We start from the raw sequence: 24,619 nt of genomic DNA, 5'->3' as shown, positions 1-24,619 counted from the left end.
TCACTGCGTGCGTCCACTTGGGGGTAGCGCGGCACTCGAAGGAGTGGCCAGCGTTGCGGCGGGGCCGCAGGCCCCGCGTTCCGCCGCTCCGTCGGCCCATCCTCGTTCGGTGCCACTGATCCATGGGAAGCGCTTCGGACGAGCAGCGGTCGACCACGCGACAGCGAAGCCGACGCCGAAACCAATGCCGACGCCGACACCGGCCCCGCGGCCGCCCCGGCAGGCCGGAGCCGGGACCGGAGCCGGGACCGGACCCGGGGCGGGCGGGCGGCAGGCGCGGCAGCCGTACCTCCTTCCGCCGGTGCCGGGCAGCGCGTGGTGGGTCTGGGCGATGGCCGCGGTGCTCTTCGCCCTCTACATCGCGCTGTCCGTGCGGATCCACGAGCGGATCCTCTCCAACAGCTACGACCTGGGCATCTTCGAGCAGGTGGTGCGCTCCTACGCGGACGGGCACCTGCCGGTCTCCGAGTTGAAGGCGCCCGGCTTCCCCGTGCTGGGGGACCACTTCTCGCCCGTGCTGGCCCTGGTGGCGCCCGCCTACCGGCTCTGGCGCACCCCGGTGACGCTGCTGGTGGCGCAGGCCGCGCTGATCGCGGGCAGCATGGTGCCGCTGGTCCGCTGGGCCCGCCGCCTGCTGGGCGACGGGGCGGCCGCGGTGGTCGGCGCCTGCTACGGCCTGTCCTGGGGGGTCGCCAGCGCGATCGGCTTCGACTTCCACGAAGTGGCCTTCGCCGCCCCGCTGCTGGCCCTCTCGCTGGCCGCGCTCGGCGACGGCAGACCGCGCGCCGCGGTCTGCTGGGCGCTGCCGCTGCTACTGGTGAAGGAGGACCTCGGGCTCACGGTGGCCGTGATCGGCCTGCTGGTCGCCAGGCGCGGTGCGCGGCGACTGGGGCTGGGGACGGCGGCCGCCGGGGTGGCCGGGTCGCTGCTGACGATCCTGGTGGTGCTGCCGGCCTTCAACCCGGGCGGCGACTTCGCCTACTGGTCCTACCTCGGCGGCGCGGCCGGCGGGACCGGCTCCGGCTCCGGCGACGCGAGCGGCGGGACGGTGTTGGCGGGTCTGCTGTACAAGGGCACGATCGGGCTGGTCACGCCCGAGGCCAAGGCGACCACGGTGGTGCTGCTGCTGGCCCCCACGCTCTTCCTGGCGCTGCGCTCCTCGCTGCTCTGGGCTGCGGTGCCGACGCTGGTGTGGCGGTTCGCCTCCACCGACCCGGTCCACTGGGGCACCGCCTACCACTACTCGCTGGTGCTGATGCCGATCGTCTTCGCCGCCTTCGTGGAGGCGCTGGCCGCCCGGCGCGCGCGGGAGGGCAGTGTGCGGCGGTACCTGCTGGGCGCGGCGGGGGTCTGCCTGCTGCTGCTCCCGCAGTACCCGTTCTGGCAGCTGGTCCAGCCGGCCACCTGGCGCACCGACCCCCGGCTCGCCGTCGCCCGCCGGCTGATGGACCGCATCCCGGACGGCGCCACCGTCCAGGCCTCCACCCTGCTGGTGCCCCAGCTCACCAACCGCACCACCGTCGGCCTGTTCGGCTGGGAGCCCAGCCGGCCCGACTCGCAGTGGATCCTGGTGGACACCTGGACACCGGCGTACAAGCGCTGGCCGCTGACGGTCGAGATCGAGCGGAACCGGCTGAACTGGCAGCGCGCCCACGGCTACCACGATGTGGCGGACGAGGACGGCTACGTGCTGCTGGAACGGACGGGCTGAGGCGTTGAGCAGCGGGGCCCGGCGGGTGCGGGGCCCGGTGGGTGCGGGGCCGGCGGGTACGGGGCCGGTAGGGTCAGGAGCTGACCAGCACGGCCTGCTCGGCGAACCGGCGGTTGGCCGCGGTCTGTTCGCGGTAGGGGAGCGGCAGGTCGGGGGTGGCCAGCAGGCGGTCGCAGGCGGCCAGCGAGGCGCGCGGGTCGCCGGTCCAGTAGGCCGTGATGGAGTACTCGAAGAGCAGTCCCCAGCGGTAGACCCAGGGCTGGGTGAAGAGCCAGTCGCCCGGCGCCTCCCGGTCCAGGCCGGCCCCGGCGAACGCGTGCGCGGCCTGGTACCGGCCCATCTGCCGGAGCCGGCAGGCGAGTTCGTAGCAGGCCTCGAGTCGCTGGGGGCGACTCTCCCAGGCCTGCAGCAGGGCGTCCATGGCGGCCGGCCAGTCGCCGCTCTCCGCAGTCAGCACGCCGACCTGGAGCAGCGCGTAGTACACCTCCTCCGCCCAGCCGCCCATCAGCGCGCGCCGCCGGTAGAGCTCGACCGCCTCGGCGGTGCGGCCGAGGTCGCGCATGGTCTGCGCGAGGTAGAAGACCGCGCGCGAGTTGTCGGGGTCACGCGCCAGCTCCGCGCGCAGCAGGCGGGCGTCCCGCTCGAACTTGTCGGAGCGGGAGCCGCCGTCGGCGAAGTGCTCGATGACCAGTGCGTCGAGGTCGGCGGCCCGGTCCTGCTGATCGGTCGTCAGGTACTCGTGGGTGGCGCCCTGGTAGCGCCAGTCGATGCTGCCGCGGACCAGCCGCTTGATCCGGTACTCCAGGTCGGCGGCGTGGCGCACCAGGTAGGAGTCGGCGGTCAGCTCGGGCAGCGGGCCGTCCTGGCGCACCACCATGTCGGCGTCGACGAGCAGGAGGTAGTCCGCCTTGCCGCGGGCGTGCCGGATGTTGAGCGTGCGGTTGTGCCCGAAGTCGACCCAGGGCTCCTCGTGCAGCTCGCCGGGGATCCCGGACAGGGCGCGGCGGACCAGCTCCTGGGTCCCGTCGGTCGAGCCGGTGTCGGAGATCACCCAGGTGTCGATGAGCCCGCGCACCGAGGCCAGGCAGCGCTCGATGACCTTCGACTCGTCCTTGACGATCATGCACAGGCAGACGGTGGCCCGCCGGCCGCCGGAGTCCGGCCTGCGGGGGCGGGAGACGCCGGAACGAGCCGGGCGGGCCGGGGAATTGTCAGGTCGTGCCACAACTGCCTCTCGGGGGGCGGGCGATGGGCTGCGGGGAACGGTGCGGAGCGGGTAGGGCTTGCCCGGGGCACCCAGCGTGCTGCCGATGCTAGTTCGCGCACGGCCGGGGGCCGTGCTGCAACACGGCGCCCCGCCGCAGCGGCCGGGCCATCCGCGTGGTCGGTGTGGGCCGGTTCAGTGACATTCCGGTCCGCCGCCGGTTGAACCGCGCACCGCGTCGACATCAATGGCGGGCGAGAGGCGGGGTGCTCCGCCCTGCCGCCCGTCCGACGGATGAGGAGTCCTGGGTGTCTTCACGTGGAACGCAGATCCCGAAGGCGGCGGTGCCGAACCGCCGGAAACAAGCCGCGGTGGGTGCGGCACTGCTCATCGCGGCCGTCGTGTCGAGCAGCGGCACCGCGGTCGCGGGCGGGGTGTTCATCTACCGCCCGCACCTGAGCCACCTGATGGGGGACGGGGGCGGCCACGACAAGGACCACTGCCGGCCGATGGACGACGTGATGTCGGGCGACGGCAGGCAGGCGTCCGCCGACGACGTCCACCAGATGGTGCACCAGCTCGCCGGATCGGTGTTCCAGCAGGACGGCCAGGACCGGGCGGTCCGGGGCGGTGGCGGGCACTACGGGTTCCCGCAGGGCATGGAGGGCGGCGGTGACGACCACGGCAAGGGCCACGACATGGAGTGCGTGGGCCCGACCGGCCCCACCGGCCCGGCGGGTCCCACCGGCCCGACCGGCCCTGCCGGGACGGGAACCGGCTCCACCGGCCCGACCGGCCCGACCGGCGTCGGCGTGACGGGCCCCACCGGCCCGACCGGCCCCGCCGGGACGGGAACCGGGTCCACCGGCCCGACCGGCCCGACGGGTGCGACCGGCAACACGGGTGCGACCGGTAACACGGGTGCAATGGGCAACACCGGCGCCCAGGGCGTCACCGGCCCGACCGGACCCGCCGGGTCGAGCACCGGCGTCACCGGGCCCACGGGTCCGACTGGTCCGACCGGTCCGACCGGTCCGACGGGCGACACGGGTGCGACGGGCAACACCGGCGCCGAGGGCAGCACCGGACCGACCGGGCCCACGGGTCCGACCGGTCCTACCGGCGCGACGGGCGACACCGGCGCCCAGGGCCCCACGGGTGCGACCGGTGCGACGGGCAACACCGGATCGACCGGACCCACCGGTGCGGCCGGGCCGTGCAACTCGATCGACTCGGTCGTCCACGGCCAGTTCCTCTACACCGGTGTGGTCAAGAACGGCGCCGTCCAGGTCGGCAGCGCCGCGCTCAACAGTTCGTCGGCCGGTACCGCCACCTGGTCGAACACCCCGGCGCTGCCCACCGGCGCCACGCCCGCCTGCGGCGTGGCCGTCGCGGACCAGGGCAACACCATCGTGGTGGAGACCGTCACCACGACCAACCAGGTCTACATGACCACCTGCGCCTTCGCGCACGACTCCACCGCGGTGGACTGCATCACCGGCAACCCGGGCTGGACGCTGGTCACCGCCCAGCCGAACGCGCCGCGGCGCTCCGCCCCGCCCTTCGGCGTCGGCGAGCCCTTCCGGCCCGGCCCGACCGAGCGGCACCGCTCGGTCAAGGTGAACTGGGAGCCGTACGTCCGCCGTACCTTCTGAGCCAGCCTGCCCCGGTGACCCGTCTGCCCCCGGCCTTCGCGCCGGGGCAGACGGGTCGAACCGGTGGGACCGGTGGCTCGGTGGCTGCTCGTCGGCACAGTGCTCGCGGGAGTACCACTCGAATGCCGGAACCCGGTTTGCCCAGGTCCGCGGGGAGCGTGCAGGCTGCCCCTGCCCGCCGTGCCCGGTGATCGTGACGTGCCGAGCGGGCCTGGCGGTCAGGCGAGAGGCGGAGCGCATGCGGACCGGTGCACAGGGGGATGTCGGCGCACTGACCGTGGCCGAGGGGCGGGGGAGGGGCGGCACGGGCCCGTCCCTGCGCGACCTGCCCGTGAACGACCAGGCCGAGGCCCTCTACCGTGCCACGCTGTGCGACCCCCTGGGGCGGCCGCCGTACGCCGCCTATCGCCGGCTGCGTGAGGTGGCACCCCGACTGCGCACCGCCGATGGGGCCTTGATCCTCAGTACGTACCGGGACTGTGCGGAGGCCCTGCACCATCGCGGCCTCGGGAAGGGCGAATTCCAGCCGTCCGCCGGTTCTCCCAACGGTACGGTCGCCCGGCGGGCCGGCGCGGGTGAGGACTCGTTCACCCCTCCCAGCGGCCTGCTGGCCTTCGTCAACCCGCCCGACCACACCCGCCTGCGCCGGTTGGCGTCCGTGGCCTTCCAGGACCTGCCGAGACTGCGTGCGGCGATCACCTCGTTCGTCGATGCCCTGCTGGCCGAGCTGCCCGCCAACGGGGACTTCGTCGCCACTGTCGCGGAACCGCTGCCGGCCCTCGCCACCGGCGAACTCCTGGGAGTTCCCGCCGGCGACGTGGCCGAGGTCCGCGCCCTGTCCCGTTCGGCCTTCACGCTGCTCACGCCGAACCTGCTCGGCCACGATCCGGCCGGTGCGGTTGCCGCCTGGCGGGGCCTGAGCAGGTACTTCGCCGCGTTGCTTCGTGACGGGAGCCGACGCCGTGGTGACACCGGGCTGGGCCGCATGGCCGCCCGAGGCGTCCAGGACGGCATCGATGACGCCGACGTGGCGACCACCGCCACGGTGCTGTCGGTGGCGGGCTACCAGACCACCGCCAACCTGCTGGGCAACGGTCTGCACTCGCTGCTGGGGTCACCGGACCAACTGCGGGCGTTGCGGGCCGACCCCGCGCTGACCCCGCAGGCCGTGGACGAAATGCTCCGCCACGACGCTCCCGTCCACACGGTGCCGGGCGAGACGCTGCGTCGGACCACGCTGGCGGGCCTGGTGCTGGAGGCCGGCGAGCAGGTCATCTGCCTGATCGGTGCGGCCAACCGTGACCCCGACCGGTACCGCGACCCGGACCGCTTCGACATCCGTCGGCGCGCAGGTGCGCACCTGGCCTTCGCGGCGGGCCCGCACTACTGCATCGGGGCGCACCTGGCCCGACTGCAGGCGGAGATCGTCTTCACCCGGCTGCTGGCCACCTACCACGACATCGAGCTCGCCGGCGCCCCCGTGGGTCACCCGGGCACGACCATTCACGGGCTGCGGGAGCTGCCCGTCGACGTCGCCTGAGCACCCACCGAGGGTCCCGGGGCGGTTGGGCCGGTCGGGGGATTTCCGTCCGGGTGCCGAAACCTCCGCGGTGGACCGGCGGTGGATCGTTTCCCCTGCTGCGGTGTCTGCCCACGGTGGCGGGCGCCGTCCCGTCGTCGGTCGCTCGATCGGCTCAACCGGCGCCACCCGAATGCCGGTTGGGGATCTTGCGCGGGCTGCCGAGCAGCACCGATCCTGCCAGGCATCCGTTGCGCCGGAAGGGACGTGTGGTGGGCGAGACTGTCGAAGCGGTGGCCGTGGTCGGTGTGGGGTGCAGACTGCCGGGGCGCGTACGTGGTCTCGACGACCTGTGGCGACTGTTGGTCTCGCAGACCGACGCGGTCGGCAGCGTTCCGCCCGACAGGTTCGACGCCGCCGCGATCACGGCGCCGCGTACGCCCTCGGGAGCACCCCGTCCGGGAACGACCTACACCGCCGCGGGCGCTTTCCTGGAGGAGGACCTCGCGCTCTTCGACGCGGACTACTTCGGGATCTCCCCCAAGGAGGCTTCCCGTCTCGACCCGCAGCAGCGCCTGTTGCTGGAGTGTGCGGTGGAGGCCCTGGACGATGCCGGAATCCGGGCGGGGGAAGTGGCGGGCACCGACACCGCCGTGGTGGTCGGCAGCTCGGCCGGAGAATACCTGGCGCTGCAGGGCCGGGATCCACAGTCCGTCAACCCGTACACCATGCTGGGCAATGCGGGCTGCAACGTCGCCAACCGCCTCTCGCACTTCCTCGACCTGCGCGGTCCGTCCTACGCGGTGGACACCGCCTGCGCCTCCGCGCTGACGGCCGTGCACGAGGCGTGCCACAAGATCCGCTCCGGCGAGTGCGCCACGGCCCTGGCCGGTGGCGCCTCGGTGATCCTGGGGCCGCTCGCCTACCAGGGGTTCGCGGCCGCGCAGATGCTCTCGCCGACCGGCCGCTGCCGGCCGTTCTCCGCCGACGCCGACGGCTACGTGCGGGCCGAGGGCGCAGGCATCGTGGTGCTCAAGGCCCTGTCCCGAGCACGCGCGGCCGGGGACCGGATCCACGCGGTGATCGTGGCCGGCGGCGCCAACGCGGACGGGCGCACGCCCGGCCTCGCCCTGCCCAGCGCCCGCGCGCAGGCGGATCTGCTGCGCCGGGTGTACACGGACTTCGGGATCGACCCGGCCGCGCTGGGTTACGTGGAGGCGCACGGGACCGGCACGCCGGCCGGGGATCCGGTGGAGTGCGCGTCGCTGGGCGAGGTGCTCGGGATGGCGCGGGGCGGACGGCCGCTGCCGATCGGCTCGGTCAAGTCGAACCTCGGGCACCTGGAGGCGGCCTCCGGGATCGCGGGGCTGCTGAAGGCGATCCTGGTGGCCCAACGGGGCCGCATCCCGGCCACGTTGCACGCCGGTGTGCCGAACCCGGCGATCGACTTCGCTGCCCTCGGGCTGGCACCGGTGACCCGCGAGCAGCCGCTCGTCGACCACGGGCAGGGCCCCCTGGTGGGCGTGAACTCCTTCGGCTTCGGCGGCACCAACGTCCACCTGGTGCTCGCGGCCGACGCCCAGGACCACCGGCCGCCGGCCACGCCGGCCCCGGGCGAGGTACCGTCCGCCGGTGCGGCGCAGGACCGCCGTCGGCCCCTTGTGATCAGCGCACGCACCCCGGCCGCCCTCGCCCAGGCAGCGGGAGACTGGGCCGACCGCCTCGAGGCCCTCGACCCCGCCGACCGCCCCGCCTTCGACGACCTCGCCTACACCTCGGCCTGTCGGCGCACCGGTCACCGCGAGCGGGCCGCGGTGTGGGCCGAGGACGCCGGACAGGCCGCGACGGCGCTGCGCGCCCTGGCGGCCGGCGGGGGGCCGGGACCGGACGGTGCCGCGACGGTGGCCGTGGAGCGAGCCGTCGGCCGTGGACGGGTGGCGTTCGCCTTCGCGGGCGCCGGCGCCCAGTGGGTCGGGATGGGGCGGGAACTGCTGTCCGTGGACCGGCACTTCGCCGCGGAGGTACGGGCCGTAGACGAGGCCCTGCGACCGCACCTGGGCTGGTCGGTGGCCGACGACGCGCAGGCAGGGGAGTCCCCGACTGTTCGCGGCCCGTCGATCATCTGTCAGTGACGGCTCCACCGCTCGCTCCACCTGGGGGGCTGGTCCGGGATCACCCACGTGTTGTCAACGAGCCCGGGGCGCGGTGCCGGTAACCTCCATGCACGGCAGAGTATGTACAGGTACTACCGGGTCGCCGTGTTCTCGGCGCGGCCGCGAGTCCGGGCCAGGGCTGAGGAGTAGCTGCGGGTGAATCGGATGGCAGACGTCGCGGTTCGGGCGACCGGGCTACGGGTGGTCCGGGGTGGGCGGGTCGTTCTGGACGGGCTCGACTTCCAGATCGGGCATGGGAGCGTCACGGGCGTCCTCGGGCCCAGCGGCTGCGGGAAATCGACCCTGATGCGGGCGATTGTCGGGTCCCAGTCGCGGGTGTCCGGTGAGCTGGAGGTGTTGGGGCTGTCCGCGGGACACCCCGCGCTGCGCTCGCGGGTCGGGTACGCCGCGCAGGCTTTCGCCGTCTACCGTGACCTGACGGTGCGACAGAACCTGGACTACTTCGCATCGATCCTCGGGTTCCGGTCACGCTCTGCGCGTCGTGAACTCGTCGCCTCGGCGATCGAGGACGTCCGCCTCGGCGAACACGCGGGAGTCCTGGTCGGGCGTCTGTCGGGTGGGCAGCTCAGCCGGGTGTCACTCGCCGTCGCACTGCTCGGCCGACCCGAGCTGGTCGTCCTCGACGAACCCACTGTGGGTCTCGACCCGGTGCTGCGGCTCGAACTGTGGGCCCTGTTCAACCGCCTGGCCGCCGAGCGCGGCACGGCGTTCCTGGTGTCGAGCCATGTCATGGACGAGGCCGAGCGGTGCGCGGACCTGCTCCTCATGCGGGCAGGGCGGATCATCGCCGGCGGCGGCCCGCAGGCGCTCAAGGAGAGCGCCGGCACGGCAACCGTGGAGGAGGCCTTTCTCCGCCTGGTGGGAGACTCCGGGCTCCGGCAGGAGGCGGTGTGATGACCGCGTACCGCACCCTCGTCACCACGCGCCGCGTGCTCCGCCAGCTCGCCCACGATCCCCGCACGGTCGTCCTGATGCTCAGCGTTCCGTGTCTGTTGCTCACTCTGCTGTCGTGGGTCTACGACGCCTCGCCGCAGACCTTCGACCGCGTGGGTTCCGCCCTGCTCGGGGTCCTGCCGCTGAACACCATGTTCCTGGTGACGTCCGTCAGCACGCTGAAGGAGCGCACCTCCGGGACCCTGGAGCGGCTCCTGTCGCTGCCGCTGGCCAAGGCCGATCTGGTCGTGGGTTACGCCCTCGCCTTCGCCGTCGTCGCCGTGCTCCAGGTGGCGCTCGCCACCTCTCTCGCGGTGCACGTGCTCGGGGTCCGTGTTGCCGGTCCGGTGTGGTTGCTGCTGCTTGTCGCCCTCTGGGCCTCGCTGCTCGGCATCGCGCTGGGGTTGTCGGTCAGCGCGTTCGCCGTCACCGAGTACCAGGCGCTGCAGTTCGCGCCGGCGGTGCTCCTGCCGCAGATCCTCGTGTCAGGGCTGCTGGTGCCACGGGGGAGCATGCCGTCCGTGGTGCGCGCCGTCGCGGACTGGTCGCCGATCTCGCGCGTCGTCGACGCGGAGGCCGAGGTCCGGCTGCACCCGGACCTCACGGTCGCCTTCGGACGTGACCTGGCCTTCGTTGCCGCCTGGGTGGTCCTGGTACTGCTGGTGGGAGCGGCTACGCTGCGCCGCCGGTCGTAGCGGCGTCAACCGCCCGGGCCGGTACCGCGGGGACGGAGGCGGTGGTGCGCAGGCGCGGCTCTGCCGTCATGCGGAGCTTGTGGGGGCGGGAGGTGGCCGCCAGCATGGTCCGCACCGGTTGGCGCGGAGTGACGGGGAGGATCCGGATGCGCGAGGCGATGGCAGCCACGGCGACCGGTGTGCCCATGCCGGCGAGGGAGGCCCCGGTGCAGCGGTGGGCCCCCGCACCATAGGGCAGATAGGCATGGCGTGGGATGGCCTTGGCGTTCTCCGGCAGCCATCGGTCAGGGGCGAACGTGTGGGGGTCGGGATAGACCGTCGGTTCGCGGTGCATGGCCTGGATGTTGAGTGCGACCGTGGTGCCGGGCGGAAGCGTGTATCCGCCCAGTTCCACTGTGCGCCTGCTCTCCCGCACCAGCAGCGGCGCCGGTGGGTGGAGTCGGAGCACCTCCGCGACGACCCGGCTGGTGTAGGGGAGAGCCTCGGGGATGTTCTCCGGCACGGTCGTCCCGTCGGCGAACGCGGCGTCCGCCTCCTGGTGCACGGCGGCCTCGACGTCGGGGTGGTCGGCCAGCACCAGCCAGGTCCAGCACAGGGCCGAGGCCGTGGTGGACATGCTCGCGTACCAGAAGGTCGCCATCTCGTCGATGACGTCTTTGTGGGTCAAGGGCGCGCTCGTCGGGTTCGGTTGCCTGGCCAGCTTCAGCTGGGTGAGCAGTGAGCGCGTGGTGTCGGTGGGCTCGGCCTGCGCGTACATGGCTTCGAGTGCCTTGCGGGTCCAGGCGATGAGGTGTCGGTAGCGTCGTCTCTCCGGGGTGGGGAGTACGGAGTACCAGGCCGGCAGGAGACCGCGTAGGAAGATCCCGTGGGAGAGCGACGCGATCATTCGGCTCACCTCGTGGAAGTCCTCCGCACCCTTGTAGTCGAAGAGAGTGCGGCAGGCCAGTTGCCCCGCCAGGTGGATCATCCGCTCGTCCACGTGCACGTCGGTGTCCAGCGGCCATGACCGAGCGCAGTCCAGGGCCAGTTCCCGCACCGTCGGGGCGAAGGCGCTCACGCGCTGGCGGCTGAACGCGGGCTGGACGAGCTTGCGCCGCTCCTCGTGAGGAGCCCCCTCCAGGGTGAGCATTCCCGATCCGGTCGCCGAACGCAGGCCCCTGCCCTGGCGTCCCTTGGTGAACGCGTCGGCCTTGGTGACGAGGACCTCGTGCGCCAAGGCCGCGTCGTTGACGGCGTACACGGTGACGGGCCCGAGCCGGACACGCGAGAGGGGCTCCGCCTGTTGCACGCGTTCCAGCGCCGTGGGGATGCCCAAGCGGAGCAGGGAGAGGTGGCCGACGAGTGGTCGGTGCCCGGGCGCCCAAGGAATCTCATTCAGTCCTGGCACGAACATCTCCTGTCTTGACGGTCCACGGGACGGGGCGATCCGGTGGGCTGGGCAGCTGCTGCCGGATCGCCGGATCTGTCTACTCCATGCAGTCGGACACCTTTTTGACGAACCGCTCCAGGGTGTCGTCGAATGCCAGGAGTTCCACGGGGATCCTGATTCCCAGGAGCCGCTGCAGCATGACTTTCAGTTCGATGAGGCAGACGGAGTCGATTCCCATGTCCGTCATGGAAGCGCCGGGAACGATGCGGGCCTCATCGACCCCGAGGTCGACGATCAGGGTCTTTTTCGAGAGCTCCAGCAGGTCGTCCGTGCGGGGCCGATCCGCGGCGCTGGTCCGAGGGGCCGTCATCGGAGGATGTCGATGGCGGCGGCACCGGCGGTGAAGCCCAGGCCGAAGGCGAACATGACCACCTTGGCTCCCGGGGTCAACCTGCCGCTCTCCCGCCCGAGCGTCAGCCCGGACAGAATGTTGGCAGGCCCCATGTTCCCCAGGAGATGAACGTGCGGCGGCACCACGGCGGGGTCGATTCCGCAGAAGCGGACCATCATGTCGATGATGCGCCGGCTGGGTTGGTGGGTGATGCCGAGGTCGACGTCGCCGGCCTTCCACCCGGCGTCGTCCAGCACCTGATCAAGGAGGCGGGGGAGCAGCTCGCTGCCCGCTTCGAGTTGCGCCGTGCCCGCCATGCGGTAGTGGTCGTACTCCACGGCGAATCCGTTCTCGCGCCGTGACCCGCCGGTTCGCCAGGTGTGCCCCAGGCGCCAGAGCTGGTTGTGCGTCTCCCACCGGAGGGCCCGCAGCCGGCAGTTGGTGCCGCCGGCGCCAGGGGTCGAGAGGATCACTGCGGCTGCCCCGCTGCCGAAGAGTCCGGCAGTGTCCTCGTCGCGGGGGTCGATCTGGTCGCTGATGTCCCCGGCGCCGCAGAGGATGACCCGCTCGCACCGCCCGGTCTCCAGCAGTGCGAGGGCGATGTCCAGGCTGGACATGATCTCGGCGCACCCGGCCTCGACGCTGAGCACGCGCACGGAGTCGAGCCCGAGCGTCCCGCCCACCACGACACCGCTCTGCGGGAACAGGTGGTCGCGTCCGGCCTGGACGTGCAGGAGCACGGTTTCGTTGCCGAGGGTGGAGAGTTCGAGCCCGGCGTCGTCGCAGGCCCGCCGGATCGCGTTCGCGGACAGGCTGGTCACGGTCTCCCCGTCGGCGGGAAGCCGTCGCTCGATGATGCCCGTGCGCTGCTGCAGGAAATTCGCGGGTCGGCCGAGTGCCAGCGAGGTTTCCTCATTGCTGACGACGCGCGAGCCGAAGCAATGGCCCGTACCGATCAGAGAGAAGTTGATGTTCATCTTTTCCCAGAGGCTTGGTATCGATGATTCGCCTGCTGATTCTATGGCGGTGCGTGTCCGAAGATGTGTCGTGCATCTCCGAGTATTCCGGCTCGAACGGGTGAATCTCCGGCTCCTTTCCCGAGGTTGCGCGGGCAGCCGTGCTTCGCCGTCGGATGATCGGGTTCGCAGTGTTTCCGAGTTCATGCGCCGCTGTGGCGCGCAGTGCCGGGAGGGCCTAGCCGTGAACGATCGTCTGAAAGCGGGGGAGGACGTCGTCGTCACCGGTCTCGGTCTCGTCACACCGGTCGGCGTCGGCGTCGAGTCGTCCTGGAAGGGCCTGCTCACCGGCGTGTCCGCAGCCGCCACCGACCCGGACATGGCGGGGCTGTCGGTCGACTTCCGCTGCCGGGTGCCCGAGTTCGAGAGCGGCGTCGACGGCCGCCTGGTGCGACGCCTCGACCCGGGCGCGCTCTTCGCGCTGATTGCGGTCAGAGAGGCGTGTCGGGACGCCGCCCTCGATCCGCAGCAGTGGGACGCCCAGCGCGTCGGTGTCGTCCTGGGTGTGTCGGGCAGCAGCCTGCAGCACCTCGCGAACGAGTTCGCGCTGCTGGCCGGTGGCGAGGCCGAAGCCGTCTCCGCCCTCATCGTGCCGCGCAGCCTGCCGAGTTCGGCCGCCTCCGAGGCAGGACTCGACCTCGGCGCGCGCGGGCCGGTCCTCGCTGTGGCCGCCGCCTGCGCGTCGGGCACGGTCGCCCTGGGCACGGCCCGGGACCTCCTGCTGGCGAACAGGTGCGACGTCGTCTTCGCGGGCGGCGCCGAATCACCGGATCCGCGCTTCTACGCCGCGGCCTTCGGGCAGTTGGGCGCGCTGTCCACCCGTGCGGCCGACCCCGGGGGAGCCTGCCGTCCGTTCGACCGCGGCCGGGACGGCTTCGTCCTCGGCGAGGGCGCGGGGGTGCTCGTCCTGGAGCGTGCCGCGCATGCCCGTGCCCGCGGAGCCCGACCGAGGGCACGCTTCGCCGGCTTCGGCTGTGCGTCCGAGGCGCACCACTTCACCGCGCCCCATCCGGCCGGCCGGGGCTTCGTCGACGCCGCTCGCCAGGCGCTTCGGGAGGCCGATCTCGCGGACACCGACATCCACCACGTCAACGCGCACGCCACCGCGACCGTCCTGGGCGACCGGGCCGAACTCACCGCGCTCCGTGCGGTCTTCCGCGATCCGCCGGCCGTCACCGCGATCAAGAGCGTGGTCGGTCATGCCCTGGGCGGCGCCGGCGGAATTCAGGCGGTCTGTACCGTACTCACCCTGCGCGACCAGGTGATCCCGCCGACGGCGAACTTCTGCAGCCCGGACCCGGGCGTCGAGGCGGACATCGTCCACAAGGAGCCACGGCAGGCGCGGATCCGGGCGGCCCTCACCCAGTCCTCCGGCTTCGGGGGGCACACGGCCGCGGCGGTGTTCACCGCGTCGTAGGCGGCCGCCGCTCAGCGCACGAGCCGGTCCAGGAAGGCGTTGCCGAAGATCCGGGCGGGGTCGAGGCGGTCGAGCACCGCCACCGCCTCGTCCCAGCCGGGGCCGCCGCCGGCCCGGTGGCTCTCCGGAATGACGCGGCCCAGCACATCGGGGTCGGCCCAGGCGGCGTCGGCGGTGTAGGCCCAGCTCTTGGACCACTCGACCCGCAGTGCGGCCCGGCTGCCGTCGAAGGTGGCGACCAGGAGTTGCTCCAGGTCGCGGCCGAACTCGAACATGCCCGGGGTGCCGGGAAGGGTGATGACGTCGAACCAGACCGCGACATCCCACTCCGGGTGGTCCGGGCGCGCCCGGACCGCGGAGAGCAGCGGCGCCCGGGCACCGCGGACCCCGCAGACGGACGGGTCCTCCAGACCGGTGACCCGCATCTCCAGGCCGCCGTTGATCGGGAACCGGCCGCGTGCCTGATAGTCCATCAGCAGCCGGCGGTAGCCGCTGGTGACCTGGTGGGCCACCCACTGGACGTCGCTGCGCCGGGTCAGCACGGCGTAGCCGCTGGCGGTCATCCGCAGCATGGTGGGGCGTACGTAGTGGAGCAGGGTGCGGGACGGTCCCCAGAGGTCGGAGTGCAGACCGGCGGCCAACAGGTGGGTGACCACGTCCAGGCTGAGCAGGTCCTGCAGCAGGGTGCCGGAAGCCAGCACATCGGTCAGGTCGCCGGTGAGGCCGATCGCCGTGACCAGGTACTGGAGTTGCCCGAAGGTCGGGGCGAGCGACCAGGAGCCGCTGACCAGCCGGTCGACCAGGTCGGCGACCGGCTTCGGGATCTCGTCGGAGAACGGGTAGTTGTAGGGCCGGCTGACGACGCGGGAGGAGGCGGGGCGCTCGGGTGCGACGCTCCAGACCTTGAGCCAGGGGGACTCGGTGAAGGCGAACCAGATCGCCTCCACCCGCCCGCTCTGCTCCATGAAGTCGGCCAGGCCCTGGCCGCCGGTGGCACCCGGCGCGGCGAACAGTCGGTTCGCCGGGACGTCGACCAGGCTGAGGCAGCGCAGGTTCTGGTCGGTGCCGGCCCGCAGCACCGCCTCGGTGACGAAGGAGCGGCCCAGGTGGACCAGCAGGGCGGCGCTGTCCGGCTCGCTGCGCGCGAAGGTGCGCAGCGCGTACCGCCCGGCGACGTCGTCCCAGACCACGGCGGTCAGCTCGGTGACCAGGTCGCTGATCGAGCCGTGGCCGTGACCCGCAGGCGGGGTCTCACCGACCGCCGGGACGCCGGCACCGTGCCCGCCGACGGCCAGCACACCCCCCACGGTCAGGTCGCCGGGAGCCGGGCAGTGGGTGACCCCGAGGCCGCGGTCCGCCAGGTGGGCGAGCAGCGTCTCCATGTCCGCACCGGCCTGCGCCCGGACGGCGGGCGCGTCCGCGGTCCCGGCGGGGCTGACCGTGGTGAGGTGCCGGGTGGTGTCCACCAGGACGATCCGGCTGCTCGCCGGGGCACCGTCGGCAACGGTGAGCGGCGCGAAGGTGTGCCGGTACCCCACGGCGCGCAGCCGCCAGCCCTGGGCGTGCGCCCAGTTGGCGAGGGTGACCACGTCCCGCGGAGTCCGCGGGACGCAGGTCCACAGCTGGTCGGCCCGGATCTCGCCGGCCCAGTTCTCGTAGGTCTCGCGGTGGAGATCGATGCCGGCCGGGAAGGCGGGCGGGGCGGCCGGCGTCGGCACCCCGGTGGCGGCCTCGGCGTCGTCCGGGGTGAGCGTTCCGCGCAGCAGCCAGGCGGCGCCGCCGAGCGCGACGGAGCCGGCCAGCAGCCGCCGGCGGGTCAGTCCGTCCGGCGATGCGGAGACGGGGCTGCCTGCGTGGGCGCGGCCGTCGTGCGAGTCTGGTGCCGCGGATGTCATGAAGCCTCCCGGCTGGTTCGGCGAGCAGGTACGCCCGACCTGGTCGGGGCCGTTGGTCGGGGCCGTTGGTCGGGCGGGTGGTCGCGGAGCCGGCCACGGGCGGGGTCACACCGCCCGGCTCGGGGCGGTGCTCGGCCGTTCGGCAAGCACGGTGAACCGGATCCCGGCCGTGCGCAGCCGCTCGATCAGCGTCGCGCCCATCGCCGCCGCCGGGGTCACCTGGCCGGCCGTCACCGGCAGGTCGTCGAAGGCCAGGCAGAGCGCGGACTCGGCCAGGATCTTCGCGGTCTCGGTGTTGCCGGGGTCGCCCCCGCTGACCTCGGTGCGGACCCGGGCCTCGCCGCTGTCCGCGACGAACCTGACGGTGAACCAGGACTTTGCCCGCCGCTCGGCGCTCGGTCCCTCTCCGGGCTTGAGCAGCGCGCTCAACGTCCTGCGTGTGACGGGAAGCTGGGCTGCCGTCGCCAGCAGGGCGACGCCGGCGATGCCGAGGAGCGCGATCGGCAGGCGCTTCACGGCGGCGTAGTGGCGGTAGTGGAAGTCCGGGCCGTAGTGGGGCAGGGCGGCGGCCGAGCGGGCGACCACCTGCGCGTGGATGGTGGGCAGCGGCCAGGCCCAGGCCTGCGCCTCGGGGGACCAGGTGGGCCGGGCCGGGTCGGTGCGGATCCGCCGGCCCGCCGGCGGCTGCTCGATCGCCCGCCGTTCCCGGGCGGCCCGGGCGGCGGCACGCGGGCGGGACAGGACGGTGAGTGCGGAGGCGAGGGTGCCGCCCGAGGACCGGAACTCGGCCCGCAGGAAGCCGCTCACCGACACCGGGGCGTTCCTGGCGGCGGCGGGCAGCTGGCCGAGGGTGAAGAACACGCCGAGGTCGTGCGTGACGGAGGCGCCGCAGGAGTGCACCAGCCGGGCGCCGGTCGCCTTGGCCCGTGCGTGGTGCCGCAGGTACATCCGGTCGACGAACTCGAACTCGCCGGTCAGGTCGAGGTAGTCGGTGCCGGTGTCGGCGCAGGCGGCCACCAGCGGTTCGCCGTGGTGCAGGTAGGGGCCGACGGTGGAGATCACCACCCTGGCCGAAGCGGCCACCTCGCGCATCGCGGCGCGGTCGGCGGCGTCGGCCACGAGTACCGGAAGCTGCGCCAACCGCGGATCGGTGGCGGCGAGGCGGTCGCGGACCGAGCACAATCCGGCGAGGTCGCGTCCGGCCAGCGCCCACCGGCAGCCCTCGGGAACCGCGTGGGCGAGGTAGTCGGCCGTCAAGCGGCCGGTGAAGCCGGTGGCACCGAAGAGGACGAGGTCATAGGGGCGCTCGGCGGCCATGTTCTTCCCTGCTGGTCGATGGGGTTCGGTCGGGACGCTCGTCGCCGGTGGCGGGGCGCTCCCTCACAGCCGTGCGTAGAGGTCCTGGAATCGGAGCGAGGTCGCACGCAGCTCCTCCAGGTGGCGGCCGATCCGCTCGCGTGCCTCCTCCCCGGCGGGGCCCAGGTCGCCGCGGGTCATGATGCCCAGCGCCCGCAGAACGGGCAGCAGGACCTGTTCGCGGTGGATGTCGAGGTCGTAGATGCCGGCTGCCGCGATGCGCAGGGCTCTCGAGCGGAAGCCCGGGATCGCGGTGCCGGGCATCTCGAAGTCGCAGATCACGTCGGCGAGGGCGGCGGTGGCCGCGTCCGGCGCCAGCTCCAGAGCTGCTGCGAACAGGTCGCGGTAGAAGAGCATGTGCAGGTTCTCGTCGGCCGCGATGCGTGCGGTCAGTTGTTCGCCGAGCGGGTCACCGCAGGCCTTGCCGACGTTGCGGTGGGCTTCGCGGGTGGCCAGCTCCTGCAGGGTGGTGTAGGCCATGCTGTGCAGGATTTCCGGTCGGGCGAAGGCGTAACCGGTGCCGACCTGGCGCATGCGGTCGCGTTCGAGAGCGACGGGGTCGATGGCGCGGGAGGCGTGCAGGTAGGCACGCAGGGCGTCGGCGTGGCGCCCTTCCTCGGCGGTCCAGCGATGGATCCACGTGCCCCAGGTCCCGTCGATGCCCAGTCTGACGGCGAGTTCGAGGTGGTAGCTCGGCAGGTTGTCCTCGGTGAGGAGGTTGACGACCAGCGCGTCGCGCACCGCCGGCGCCAGTGTGGACTGCTCGGGAGCCCAGGGACGGCCGGCGAGCGGGCCGTCGTAGTCGTCGGCGGCGCTCCAGGGGACGTAGGTGTGGGGCATCCACTCCCGCGCAGTGGCGAGATGACGCTCCAGCAACCGGGCCGCCGTGGGTTCGAGTTCCTTGAGGAGGTCCGTGTCGGTGAAGCGGGTGGTCGTGGTCATCGTGGGCTCCGGGAGAAGGGCCGATGGTGGGGGGCGTCACCGCCCGGTCGGGAGCGCCCGGGCCCGCACCGGCGTGGTGTCCAGGCCGCGACGGGCTGCTCAGGGAGAGGTGAGGACGAGGACGCTGTTCTGACCACCAAAGCCGAACGAGTTGCTGACCACGGCGCTCAGCCGTGCCTCGCGCGGCTGCTTGGTGACGACGTCCAGGTCGATGTCGGGATCGATGCGGTCGAGGTTCGCGGTGGGCGGGATGCGTTGGTGAATCAGCGACAGGACACTCACGGCGGCCTCGATGGCACCCGCTCCGCCGATCGCGTGACCGATCACGCTCTTGGTCGCGGTCACCGGGGGAGGGCAGGAGAAGACCGTGCGCAGGGCCCGTGCTTCGGCCAGGTCGTTGAGCTTGGTGGAGGTGCCGTGGGCGTTGATGTGACCGATGTCGGCGGGCGACAGGTCGGCCTTTTCCAAGGCGGCGCGAATGGTGCGGGCCGCGCTGCTGCCGTCGGGGACCGGAGCGGTGGGGTGGTGGGCGTCGGTGGTGGCGACGGCCGAGGCGAGCCGGGCGAGGACGGGCGCGCGGCGGGCGCGAGCGTGCTCGGCCCGCTCCAGCACGAGGACGGCTGCGCCCTCACCGAGGACGAAGCCGTCACGGCCGGAGTCGAACGGCCGGCTGGCGCCTTCGGGGTCGCGCACCCGGCGGGACAGCGCGCCCATCTTGTCGAAGGTCACCGCGGAGAGCGGGTGCCGGGCCACCTCGCTGCCGCCGGCCAGGACGACGTCGCAGGTGCCGGAGCGGAGGAGCTGGTCGGCGATGACCAGGGCAGTGCCGCCCGATGCGCAAGCCGTCGCGACCGCCATGCTCGGGCCCTGGAGGCCGAGATCGATGCAGATCTCCCCCGCGGCCATGTTGGGGGCGCTGCGGGGGATGAACGTCGGGGACACGCCCTGGTGCTGGCCGTTTCTCAGCTTGGCGTAGGTGGAGATGCTGGTGTCGCCGCTGCCGGTACCGACGCCGAGGACGACACCGACCCGAGCCGGGTCCCACTGACCGGGTCCCAGGCGCGCGTGGCCGACTGCCTCGCGGGCGGCCACCATCGCCATCTGGATGAACCTGTCGATGCGCCAGGTCAGGCCGCGCCCCAGCAGTCGCTCGGGGGCGAAATCGGCCGCGCGGCAGGAGAACGGGACGGCGCAGTCGGCGAGTTCAGGGTCCAGCAGGGCCATGGAGCGCCCCTGGCAGAGACGATCCCAGGTGGCGGTGGTGTCGCTCCCGGCCGGGGTGACCAGGCCCAGACCGGTGACGGCGACGGCACTCACGAGGCAGCGGGCTGGGGCTGCGCGGCCTCGATGAACGCGGCGGCGTCGGCCAGGCTGGCGTCGGCGTCGAGCGCCGAGAAGTCCTCGGGAATGTGGAGGCCGTGGTCACTGTGGAGGATGGTGAGCAGTTCCACCAGGGCCAGAGAGTCCATCTCCAGCTTCTCGAAGGTGCTCTGGGGGCCGATGTCTGCGGCATCACGGCCGAAGTGGTCGACGAGGCAGGAGGTGACCAGTGGCAGTACGGGCGTCATATGGGGGTCCTGGTTCGTGAGGAGTGGTTCCAGCCGGTCCGGGGCGGACCGGTGGAGCAGCGCTTCGCACGGGCCGGATTTCGCGTCAGGGATTCCAGGCCTGGGGCGAAGCCGGTTGATCCGTCCGAGGCGGTAGCGGTCTGCTGCGGATCCTGCCCAGTCGGCCGAACGTTGGGCGTCGTGGTGGGAGCCCGCCCCCGCAGGGTGGTTCGACGGCAAACATTGTGTCGACAATCCTGACAGCGCAACCGCACCGAGCGAGGTTCGATCCGGCGCGTCGCCGAACTGTCACCTGCATGCCGCAGCCTCAGAGTGCGCGGTCGTGGCGGAACATCACCGTGGCGACGGCGATCAGCCGCTCGCCCACCTGGACCGTCGCGTCCAGCACTTCCCGGCACGGGTCGTCCGTTGCGCGTCTGAGGCAGAGCGTGACGTCCAGGACGTCGTCGGGGCCGGCGTTCCCGGCGTAGTTGATCCGCTGGTCGACGATGCGACGGGCGAGGAAGCTGGCGCTGTCGCGGCCCAGCGCACGCCACAACTCCCACAGTGCGGTGTCGACGACCGAGATGTAGGCGGCGAAGTACATCAGTCCCACCGCGTTGAAGTCCCGGGCGACGTCGACCGGGCGGCGCACGGTGAAGGCCTCGAGCAGCACGGTGTAGCGGGAGTCGTCCCACGGATGGAAGGTGCCGCGGTCACGCGCCACCAGACAGGCCCGGGACGGGTGGTACTGCCGGGGCACCACGGGGAGGTGGCCGTGCGTGTAGTCACCTGGAGTGGAGCGCTGCAGCCCGCTGTTGCCGCTCTGGCCGTGCCGCGCGACCCAGCGGTTGAAGTTCTCCACGTACAGGCAGCCCGGCAGAGGGCGCTCGTAGAACTCCCGCCAGTCGAAGCCCCCGGGGTCCACCGTCCCGGCCGGGGACAGGCGGTGCAGCGTCTGGGCCGATTCGCCACCGGCGTTGAAGACGCACGAGACCACATCGACCCGGTCCCCGAAGGACAGTCGGTACGGGTGCATCGCTCCCGTACCGCGCAGGTGGATGTAGTAGAACGCCAGGTAGGTGGGTTCTCCCGCGGCCGTTCGCGCGGTCAGGACATCGGTCGTGCACGCGCGGGTCACCGCGTGCCAGGTCCAGTCGCCGATCTGTGCGTACAACTGCGCGTTGAACCCCGACATCGCGGGCGTCACCGTGACCTGCCGAACCATCGTGCTGACGTTCACGTCGGCGCGCCTCCCGTGCCGCGGTTGTGACCGCTTCCGCCGACAGCGCGGCGCCGGAGCCGCCAAATCCTGAGCATCGCCTGGAAGTCCTCACTGATCATCAGATGCACGGGGCCCCATGGGCAGGTGGTGTCATGCGAGTTCGGGGCACCCGATCACGGAGAATGTCACAGATGGCAACCGATGTCGCACATTGGGCGACCAGGGGGTGTGATTCGGCGGGCGGGTCGCCCGAGTGGCCGCCTTGTCGCCTCGAGTTCAGTGCTCGGCTGGCCGGACGGGTGAACGCACCGGCCCGCCTCCCCGCCCGGAGGACTGCTCGTGTGTGAGGCTGGCCCCGAACGGTGACGAGGGGTAGACAAACCGGTGTATCGGCCGAAGAACTGATGATTACTCAGATCAACGGAGCGGAAGGCCTGCGCATCGGACGCGACGGGAGGCAGTCAGTGGGAGCAGCACCGGTAGACCCTCGGGACAGGCGGCTCCTGGAGGAGCTAGAACCGACGGTCGCCCGCGCGTTGGACGCTCACCTGAAGGCCGCCGACGACTGGTATCCCCACCAGTTCGTGCCGTGGAGCCAGGGCCGCGACTTCGAGGGCGTCTACCGGGGCGAGCCCTGGACCGAGGGCGAGCAGGCTCTGAGTCCGGCGGTCCGTGCGGGGCTGCTCCACAACCTCCTCAGCGAGGAGAACCTGCCCAGCTACCACCGGGTGATCGCCGAAGCCTTCAGCAGGGACGGGGCCTGGGGTACCTGGGTGAACCGCTGGACGGTCGAGGAGGGCCGCCACGGCATGGCGCTGCGCGACTACCTCCTCGTCACCCGCGCCGTGGACCCCGTCGCGCTGGAGGACGCCCGCTCCCGTCACGTTCAGCACGGCTATGACCTCGACTACCGGGGTGACGCACTTGCCTCCCTCGTCTACGTCACTCTCCAGGAACTCGCCACGCGCGTCTCCTACCGAACCATGCGGACCATGTGTGGCGAACCCGGCTGCGAGGCCCTGCTGAAGCACATCGCCCAGGACGAGAACCGGCACATGATCTTCTACCGGACCGTCCTCCAAGCGGCCTGGGAGATCGACCCGATGCGTCTGACCGACGCACTCGCCCGTGTCCTCGGCACCTTTCGCGCACCCGGACACGCGGCGCCGGGATTCGCCAAGATGGCCGTGTCCATGGTGCTCTCCGGGATCTACACCCCGACGATGCACCATGAAGAGGTCGTCCTGCCGATCCTGCGCTTCCTCAAGGTCTTCGAGGTCGACCGCCTCGGCCCAGGAGGCGAACAGGCCCGCGAGCGGCTGGCCGCCGCAGTCGGCACCTCGGCGGCCCGCGCCGAGCGGTTCGAACGCACGGGCAGCGCTCAGCGGCAGTCGGTCCGGAGTCCGGCGGGGGCCTGAGCCCGTCCTGCGGCGGTGGTGGCCCGCCGCTGCTCGTCTCCGGGACGCACTGCGGGAGCCCCAGGCCACCGAGCCGCGGACAGCGACCCGGTCCGCTCTCCAGTGAATTCGGAAGCCTGCGGGCGGCGGAATCCCGCGATCAAGGCTCCAATCCTGTGGAGCTGCGTGTCGAGTGATCCGCTGGACTCCGCCAACCTTCAGCGCTCATCAGGTGGACCCCGGTATCGTGAGCGCCCTTGTGGCTTCTCGACGCTGAGGCCCTGCTCGGCGAACACACGCTTGGCCATCAGCATCGCCTCGGCGACCCCCGGCCAGCCGCCGCATCGGAATGCCTGCGTCCTGGGCCGCCTCGTAGGCCACCTCCAGCATCAGCCGCAACTGCGGGTCGGCCCGACGGGCCTCGCGCGGCGACATGTCGAAGAACGCCGCGTCGAACAGGTCCAGCCCCGGCAGAAAGCCGCCCCGCGTCGTCGGCACGCTACCGGGAACGCCCGGCTGCGGCTGGTGCAGCTCGTGCATCCACCGCCGCTCCGCCGGGGCCTCGGTCACCGCGTCCCGGCCCTCGAGCAGCACCTCCCACAACGCCTCCACCGTGGGAGCCCCCGGGAAGCGCCCGCTCATCCCCACAACCGCGATCGGCTCACCCGCATGTCGCTGCGGCACCGTCATACCCCGCCCTCTCGTGATGACGTGACTGACCTGCGCTCACGCAGTGTCGTCATGACCACGATCATTCAGTGGTGGTTCGGAGCCAGGGGCGGTTATCGGTCTCATGTGAATGACCGCATACAGGAACGGTTTCCTCCGTATTGTGGCGTTAGATGGTTGCCCTATCGGTTGTCCGGAGTGGGAACGTGTACCGGTCTTTCCTAGGTTGGCAACGGTCCGATGACAGTGGTGCGCGAGTCGTACCTTGACCGATTCTGTTCTGCTCTCGGCCGGAGGATCCTGACATGTGCGTCACGGATCTGGCTGGGGAGGACGGCACAGGCGGGAAGGTCGGCTGGTAGCGGCCCGCATGCTCTCGCTGGACAGAACGGCGTTCGCAAGCTGGATGCCGGGCCCGTTCTCGAGCCTCGGTATTCGAACCGCCGGAGGGCACTGGACGGTGTGCCGTGGAACTGGCCGGGTGGGCCTCCACTGAGGCCGAAGCGATGTCCGCAGCCCGCTGTGCAGTGGTTGGATGAGCCGGTGAGGAATACCGCACGACAGGAATATCGACCGCCCACTTGTGCGCTGTCTGGAACGGCCCCAGTTCCTCCGGCAGGTCACGCCACGGTGCGCACGTACGGTACTTCCAGGCGATCGCCTCAAGCGTGCGCCGATGGTCTGCCCACCGCCGCCCCCGAACCGGATCGGCCGGCATCAACGGCTCGATCCGGTCCCACATCGCATCACTGATCACCAACCGGACAGACCTGTCAGATCAACTGCTCAATGCATCAAAGAGACACGCCTTGGCCGCATCAGGTCCCGCTCCTGGGGGAAGGTCCTCGCGTCCCGTGTGCGCCGGCGGCTTCTACGTGGCCGCGGCCGCGCGCGAGCGATCGTAGTGGCGCCGCACCTTCATCCGGTTCCCGCACACGGCCATCGAGCACCAGCGGGCCTGGTTGGCCTTGCTGCGGTCGAGCAGGAAGAGCCGGCACTCAGGGTTGGCGCACGGCCGTAGCCGCCCCGGCATCGTCGCCTGCAGGGAGCCCCAGGTCATGAGCGCCTCCACTGCCAGATCGCGATCCTTCGGAACGTCGACCGCCCAGGCGATGCCGGAAGAGGACACCCGTGCCTGAGAGGTCACGCCCTCCAGCAGGGGAGACAGTGACTCGGCGGGTTCACTGCCGCGCACCACCGCCTGGAGCGCGTCGCGCACCTGCATGAGGTGGCGGCCTTCAGCTGCCGAGCCGCTTCCTCCGTGGGCTTGCTGCCAGGCTCTGGCGGCCCGCCGATCGGCGAGGAGGTCCTTCGGGCTTCCGTTCTCGACCGGCGTGGTGTTCAGCAGTTCCAGCAGTGCGGTCTGCCGCTCACGTTCGCTCACTACTTCTCCTCGTCGTGTTGCCTCGGGCGGGGATCCCGTGCACCCACCGCCTCTGCTAACCATATAACTCCCTCGCTCTGGTTAGCACGCCTTGGCGGGCGACTCAAGGTTTCGCCCCCG

20 protein-coding genes and 1 pseudogene are annotated in these 24,619 nt (G+C 71.9%); 8 read left to right on the top strand and 13 right to left on the bottom strand.

All coding sequences use genetic code 11. The features are described from left to right. Nucleotides 1-301 precede the first annotated feature (301 nt). A complete protein-coding gene (locus ACQRUO_RS02685; protein WP_428314034.1) occupies nt 302-1,711 on the top strand; it encodes a DUF2079 domain-containing protein in 1,410 nt (469 codons plus the stop codon). 73 nt (nt 1,712-1,784) lie between these two features. Here the strand turns inward: ACQRUO_RS02685 and ACQRUO_RS02680 are convergent, their stop codons facing one another. After that, complete coding sequence (locus ACQRUO_RS02680) at nt 1,785-2,834, bottom strand: glycosyltransferase (protein ID WP_428314033.1); 1,050 nt, start codon at nt 2,832-2,834, stop codon at nt 1,785-1,787. A gap of 389 nt (nt 2,835-3,223) precedes the next feature. Here ACQRUO_RS02680 and ACQRUO_RS02675 point away from each other — a divergent pair, with 389 nt between their 5' ends. From ACQRUO_RS02675 to ACQRUO_RS02655, 5 genes are all read left to right on the top strand, one after another. Continuing rightward, nucleotides 3,224-4,570: a hypothetical protein gene (locus ACQRUO_RS02675; protein ID WP_428314032.1), complete on the top strand. Its 1,347-nt coding sequence runs from the start codon at nt 3,224-3,226 to the stop codon at nt 4,568-4,570. A 238-nt stretch (nt 4,571-4,808) separates the two neighbouring features. Further along, complete coding sequence (locus ACQRUO_RS02670) at nt 4,809-6,110, top strand: cytochrome P450 (RefSeq protein ID WP_428314031.1); 1,302 nt, start codon at nt 4,809-4,811, stop codon at nt 6,108-6,110. Between the two features lie 251 nt (nt 6,111-6,361). Further along, entirely contained in the window at nt 6,362-8,221 is a 1,860-nt protein-coding gene (locus ACQRUO_RS02665) for a beta-ketoacyl synthase N-terminal-like domain-containing protein (RefSeq protein ID WP_428314030.1), read from the top strand. Between the two features lie 186 nt (nt 8,222-8,407). Then, nucleotides 8,408-9,157: an ABC transporter ATP-binding protein gene (locus ACQRUO_RS02660; RefSeq protein ID WP_428314029.1), complete on the top strand. Its 750-nt coding sequence runs from the start codon at nt 8,408-8,410 to the stop codon at nt 9,155-9,157. Further along, nucleotides 9,157-9,891 carry an ABC transporter permease gene (locus ACQRUO_RS02655; RefSeq protein ID WP_428314028.1) on the top strand — a complete coding sequence of 245 codons (735 nt, stop codon included), beginning with the start codon at nt 9,157-9,159 and terminating at the stop codon, nt 9,889-9,891. Before ACQRUO_RS02660 ends, ACQRUO_RS02655 begins: the two co-directional genes overlap by 1 nt. Here the strand turns inward: ACQRUO_RS02655 and ACQRUO_RS02650 are convergent. From ACQRUO_RS02650 to ACQRUO_RS02640, 3 genes are all read right to left on the bottom strand, one after another. Continuing rightward, complete coding sequence (locus ACQRUO_RS02650) at nt 9,869-11,284, bottom strand: cytochrome P450 (protein WP_428314027.1); 1,416 nt, start codon at nt 11,282-11,284, stop codon at nt 9,869-9,871. The genes ACQRUO_RS02655 and ACQRUO_RS02650 overlap by 23 nt on opposite strands. 73 nt (nt 11,285-11,357) lie before the next feature. Further along, nucleotides 11,358-11,630, bottom strand: a complete 273-nt coding sequence (locus ACQRUO_RS02645; RefSeq protein ID WP_428314026.1) for an acyl carrier protein — start codon at nt 11,628-11,630, stop codon at nt 11,358-11,360. Beyond that, the gene (locus ACQRUO_RS02640) at nt 11,627-12,628 is read right to left on the bottom strand and encodes a 3-oxoacyl-ACP synthase III family protein (protein ID WP_428314025.1); all 1,002 of its coding nucleotides are present in this window, start codon (nt 12,626-12,628) and stop codon (nt 11,627-11,629) included. Before ACQRUO_RS02640 ends, ACQRUO_RS02645 begins: the two co-directional genes overlap by 4 nt. On the opposite strand from ACQRUO_RS02640, the gene ACQRUO_RS02635 reads away from it, so the two are divergent. Continuing rightward, nucleotides 12,621-14,084, top strand: a complete 1,464-nt coding sequence (locus ACQRUO_RS02635; protein WP_428314024.1) for a beta-ketoacyl-[acyl-carrier-protein] synthase family protein — start codon at nt 12,621-12,623, stop codon at nt 14,082-14,084. The two genes, ACQRUO_RS02640 and ACQRUO_RS02635, sit on opposite strands and share 8 nt — an antisense overlap. An 11-nt stretch (nt 14,085-14,095) precedes the next feature. On the opposite strand, the gene ACQRUO_RS02630 is transcribed toward ACQRUO_RS02635, so the two are convergent. From ACQRUO_RS02630 to ACQRUO_RS02605, 6 genes are all read right to left on the bottom strand, one after another. Beyond that, complete coding sequence (locus ACQRUO_RS02630; RefSeq protein ID WP_428314023.1) at nt 14,096-15,979, bottom strand: cholesterol oxidase substrate-binding domain-containing protein; 1,884 nt, start codon at nt 15,977-15,979, stop codon at nt 14,096-14,098. Between the two features lie 105 nt (nt 15,980-16,084). Beyond that, nucleotides 16,085-17,296 carry a saccharopine dehydrogenase family protein gene (locus ACQRUO_RS02625; RefSeq protein WP_428314022.1) on the bottom strand — a complete coding sequence of 404 codons (1,212 nt, stop codon included), beginning with the start codon at nt 17,294-17,296 and terminating at the stop codon, nt 16,085-16,087. Between the two features lie 63 nt (nt 17,297-17,359). After that, on the bottom strand, nt 17,360-18,277 hold the full coding sequence (locus ACQRUO_RS02620; RefSeq protein ID WP_428314021.1) for an acyl-ACP desaturase: 918 nt from the start codon (nt 18,275-18,277) through the stop codon (nt 17,360-17,362). A gap of 99 nt (nt 18,278-18,376) precedes the next feature. Then, the gene (locus ACQRUO_RS02615) at nt 18,377-19,594 is read right to left on the bottom strand and encodes a beta-ketoacyl-[acyl-carrier-protein] synthase family protein (RefSeq protein WP_428314020.1); all 1,218 of its coding nucleotides are present in this window, start codon (nt 19,592-19,594) and stop codon (nt 18,377-18,379) included. Then, complete coding sequence (locus ACQRUO_RS02610; protein WP_428314019.1) at nt 19,591-19,845, bottom strand: acyl carrier protein; 255 nt, start codon at nt 19,843-19,845, stop codon at nt 19,591-19,593. Before ACQRUO_RS02610 ends, ACQRUO_RS02615 begins: the two co-directional genes overlap by 4 nt. Nucleotides 19,846-20,152: 307 nt before the next feature. Then, nucleotides 20,153-21,067: an LnmK family bifunctional acyltransferase/decarboxylase gene (locus ACQRUO_RS02605; protein WP_428314018.1), complete on the bottom strand. Its 915-nt coding sequence runs from the start codon at nt 21,065-21,067 to the stop codon at nt 20,153-20,155. A 518-nt stretch (nt 21,068-21,585) separates the two neighbouring features. Here ACQRUO_RS02605 and ACQRUO_RS02600 point away from each other — a divergent pair. Next, nucleotides 21,586-22,467 carry an acyl-ACP desaturase gene (locus ACQRUO_RS02600; RefSeq protein ID WP_428314017.1) on the top strand — a complete coding sequence of 294 codons (882 nt, stop codon included), beginning with the start codon at nt 21,586-21,588 and terminating at the stop codon, nt 22,465-22,467. 207 nt (nt 22,468-22,674) lie between these two features. On the opposite strand, the gene ACQRUO_RS02595 is transcribed toward ACQRUO_RS02600, so the two are convergent. The 3 genes and pseudogenes from ACQRUO_RS02595 to ACQRUO_RS02585 form a co-directional block, all read right to left on the bottom strand. Then, on the bottom strand, nt 22,675-23,136 hold the full coding sequence (locus ACQRUO_RS02595; protein WP_428314016.1) for a beta-ketoacyl synthase N-terminal-like domain-containing protein: 462 nt from the start codon (nt 23,134-23,136) through the stop codon (nt 22,675-22,677). 547 nt (nt 23,137-23,683) lie between these two features. Next, a pseudogene (locus tag ACQRUO_RS02590) lies at nt 23,684-23,857 on the bottom strand (transposase); the annotation flags it as partial. Nucleotides 23,858-23,986: 129 nt separating this feature from the next. Further along, complete coding sequence (locus ACQRUO_RS02585; RefSeq protein ID WP_428314015.1) at nt 23,987-24,499, bottom strand: CGNR zinc finger domain-containing protein; 513 nt, start codon at nt 24,497-24,499, stop codon at nt 23,987-23,989. Nucleotides 24,500-24,619: the final 120 nt, after the last annotated feature.

Origin of the sequence: Kitasatospora sp. LaBMicrA B282, from assembly GCF_050325825.1 — a bacterium.
In the GTDB taxonomy this organism is placed as follows: domain Bacteria; phylum Actinomycetota; class Actinomycetes; order Streptomycetales; family Streptomycetaceae; genus Kitasatospora.
Note: the sequence above shows the minus strand (reverse complement) of the source record. Positions and strands in the feature narration are given on the sequence as shown.

Coding starts and splice junctions, on each gene's coding strand:
- ACQRUO_RS02680 (WP_428314033.1), bottom strand. CDS start 2,834: ATGATCGTCAAGGACGAGTCGAAGGTCATCGAGCGCTGCCTGGCCTCG.
- ACQRUO_RS02670 (WP_428314031.1), top strand. CDS start 4,809: ATGCGGACCGGTGCACAGGGGGATGTCGGCGCACTGACCGTGGCCGAG.
- ACQRUO_RS02660 (WP_428314029.1), top strand. CDS start 8,408: ATGGCAGACGTCGCGGTTCGGGCGACCGGGCTACGGGTGGTCCGGGGT.
- ACQRUO_RS02655 (WP_428314028.1), top strand. CDS start 9,157: ATGACCGCGTACCGCACCCTCGTCACCACGCGCCGCGTGCTCCGCCAG.
- ACQRUO_RS02650 (WP_428314027.1), bottom strand. CDS start 11,284: ATGTTCGTGCCAGGACTGAATGAGATTCCTTGGGCGCCCGGGCACCGA.
- ACQRUO_RS02645 (WP_428314026.1), bottom strand. CDS start 11,630: ATGACGGCCCCTCGGACCAGCGCCGCGGATCGGCCCCGCACGGACGAC.
- ACQRUO_RS02635 (WP_428314024.1), top strand. CDS start 12,621: ATGTTCATCTTTTCCCAGAGGCTTGGTATCGATGATTCGCCTGCTGAT.
- ACQRUO_RS02640 (WP_428314025.1), bottom strand. CDS start 12,628: ATGAACATCAACTTCTCTCTGATCGGTACGGGCCATTGCTTCGGCTCG.
- ACQRUO_RS02630 (WP_428314023.1), bottom strand. CDS start 15,979: ATGACATCCGCGGCACCAGACTCGCACGACGGCCGCGCCCACGCAGGC.
- ACQRUO_RS02625 (WP_428314022.1), bottom strand. CDS start 17,296: ATGGCCGCCGAGCGCCCCTATGACCTCGTCCTCTTCGGTGCCACCGGC.
- ACQRUO_RS02620 (WP_428314021.1), bottom strand. CDS start 18,277: ATGACCACGACCACCCGCTTCACCGACACGGACCTCCTCAAGGAACTC.
- ACQRUO_RS02610 (WP_428314019.1), bottom strand. CDS start 19,845: ATGACGCCCGTACTGCCACTGGTCACCTCCTGCCTCGTCGACCACTTC.
- ACQRUO_RS02595 (WP_428314016.1), bottom strand. CDS start 23,136: ATGACGGTGCCGCAGCGACATGCGGGTGAGCCGATCGCGGTTGTGGGG.